Genomic DNA, 2,503 nt, shown 5'->3' with positions numbered 1-2,503 from the left:
CCAGGACATCGGTGGATACGGCGGACTGGTGTACCTGCGCTCGCGGGACCGGCGCTCGCTGGTGCTGTGCGTGGTGGCCGGCGTTCCGCGGTCGCTGCTGATGACCTGGTGGCGGGTGCCCGTGGGCGGCGCGCTGCCCATGTCCGAGGCGTACCGCAGGAGCGAGAGCCTGTGGCTGCCGGACGAGCGGGCCATGATGCTGCGCTTCCCGCAGTTCACCGCCGCGCTGCCGTACTCGTTCGGTTCCGCCTTCCACCCGGTGCACGTCGACGGCGAACCCGTGGGCGTCCTGTCCGTCCTGCGGTCGGCCGCCGGGGAGCCGCCGGACGAACGGGTGGTGCGGGCGGCGCTGCGCGACGCGGGGCGGGACATGGAGGAGCGCCTCACCGAGTTCGCCCGCCGGATGCCCGGCAGGGAGGGCGCGGAGGCCGTCGCGTACGGCATCGACTACGACGACCAGCCGGTCAGCGTGAAGCTGCCCACCCCCTCCCTCGGGGCCGTGTCGGTCGGCATGGTCGAGTGGGACCTGGACGGCGACCGGTGGACCGGGGACGACGACGCGCTGTCCCTGCTGGGTGTCGCCCGGGAGGAGTTCGGCGGCACCATGGCGGAGGTCGAGGGCCGGGTGTCCCCCGACGACCTGTACGAACTGCGGGCGGGCCGGCGGGAGGCGGCGGACACCGGGCAGATCAGGGGCCGGCACTTCAGGGTGCTGGACCAGGCCGGGGACGACGGGCGGGTCCGCTACCGGCCGGTCGAACTGTGGGGGCACGTCGTACGGGTGGAGGGGACCGCCCGGCTCCTGGTGGGCGCCCTCGTCGACGCGGCCGGCGGGGTCACCGCGGCGGAGGCCGCCGAGCGGCTGCCCGACGGGGTGTTCTCCCTGGACCAGGACGGCCGGGTCGTCTACGCCAACCGCCGTTGCCAGGAACTGCTGGGCTACGACCTGGAACACATGCTCGGCCACTATCCGTGGGAGGTGCTCACCTGGCTGCGCGATCCGGCGTACGAGGACCGCTACCGGGCGGCGATGCTGTCTCAGGAGCCGGTGTCGTACCTGGTGCAGGACCCGGACGGCGTCTGGCTGGGGTTCGTGCTCTATCCCGGGGTGCACGGGCTGACCGGCCGCGTCTTCCGCACCAGCGCCCCCGCCGGGGCCGAGCCGGGACGGCCCCTGGTCCCGCCGGGCGGAGAGGCGGCAGCGGCGCCCGAGCTGGTCGCGACGGCCCGCGCGGGAGCCCTCTACCACGTCGTGCAGATGGCCAGTGTGCTGACCGAGGCCGTCACCGTCCGGGACGTCTGCCTGGCCGTCGCCGAGCAGCTCCTGCCCGCGTTCGGCGCGCAGGAGATCGCCCTGTACACGATCCGGGACAGCCGGATGCACCTGCTGTGGGAGTCCGGCTACCAGGAGCACTTCCTCGACAGTTTCGAAGGGGTCCCGCTCAACGCGAACCTGCCCGGTGTGCACGCCCTGACCACCCGGCTGCCGCTCTTCTTCGAGTCGCCGGAGGCGCTGGTCAACGCCTACCCCCAGCTCCTCCTGGACTCGATGAGCGCCTGGGCGTTCCTGCCGCTGATCGCCTCCGGCCATCCGGTCGGCTCCTGCATCCTCGGCTGGAACGCGCCGCACCGGTTCACCCCCGAGGAGCGCACCGCGCTGACCGCGCTGGGCGGGCTGACCGCGCAGGCGATGGAGCGGGCCCGGCTGTACGACGCCGAGTCCGCCGTGGCGCGGGGGCTGCAGGAGGGACTGCTGCCGCACCGGCTGCCCGCCATCGACGGGCTGCTCACCACCGGCCGCTATCTGCCGGGCACCCAGGGCATGGCCATCGGGGGCGACTGGTACGACGTGATCCGGACCGGACGGGGGGTGGCGCTGGTCATCGGTGACGTCGAGGGGCACAGCGTCGGGGCCGCCGCCGTCATGGGACAGCTGCGCAGCGCGGTGCACGCCTTCGCCGCCAGCGGCCGGCCGCCGCAGGAGGTCATCACCCACACCAACCGGCTGCTGGCGGAGCTGGAGACGGACGTCTTCGCCACCTGCTGCTACATCGAGCTCGACCCGGTCACCGGCCGTGCCGCGGCCGTCCGGGCGGGCCATCCGCCGCCCCTGCTGCGCCACCCCGACGGGCACACGGAGAGCCTGGACCTGCCCGGTGGCGTGCTGCTCGGGGTGCAGCCGGAGGCCGTCTACCCGGTCACGGAACTCACCCTGGCGCCCGGCAGCGTTCTCGCGCTGTACACGGACGGGCTCGTCGAGACGCCCGGTGCCGACATCGAGACGGGCATCGAGGTGGTCCGGCGCTGTCTGGCGCGCAGCCGCACCGACTCGGTCGAGGAGCTCGCCGACCGGCTGGTCGGAACGGCCCGCCGGACCGAGGACCGCCCGGACGACGTGGCGCTGCTGCTGACGGCGTACGACTGGCGGCCCGGCCGCTGACCGCCGCCCGGCCGCCGGTCGTCGGACGGGCGGTGCGCGCGTGGCGCGGAGCGGGAGGGCGGT

The 2,503-nt window shown here is 74.3% G+C and carries 1 protein-coding gene; it reads left to right on the top strand.

Annotated elements, in window-relative coordinates:
- A partial coding sequence (locus B7767_RS25740; RefSeq protein WP_085574278.1) for a SpoIIE family protein phosphatase occupies positions 1-2,440 on the top strand: 2,440 nt, incomplete at its 5' end.
- Positions 2,441-2,503 lie beyond the last annotated feature (63 nt).

The organism is Streptomyces sp. 13-12-16, from assembly GCF_002114215.1.
Lineage (GTDB): Bacteria > Actinomycetota > Actinomycetes > Streptomycetales > Streptomycetaceae > Streptomyces.
The sequence above is the reverse complement of the archived record's forward strand: the minus strand, read 5'-3'. Positions and strand labels throughout refer to the sequence as shown.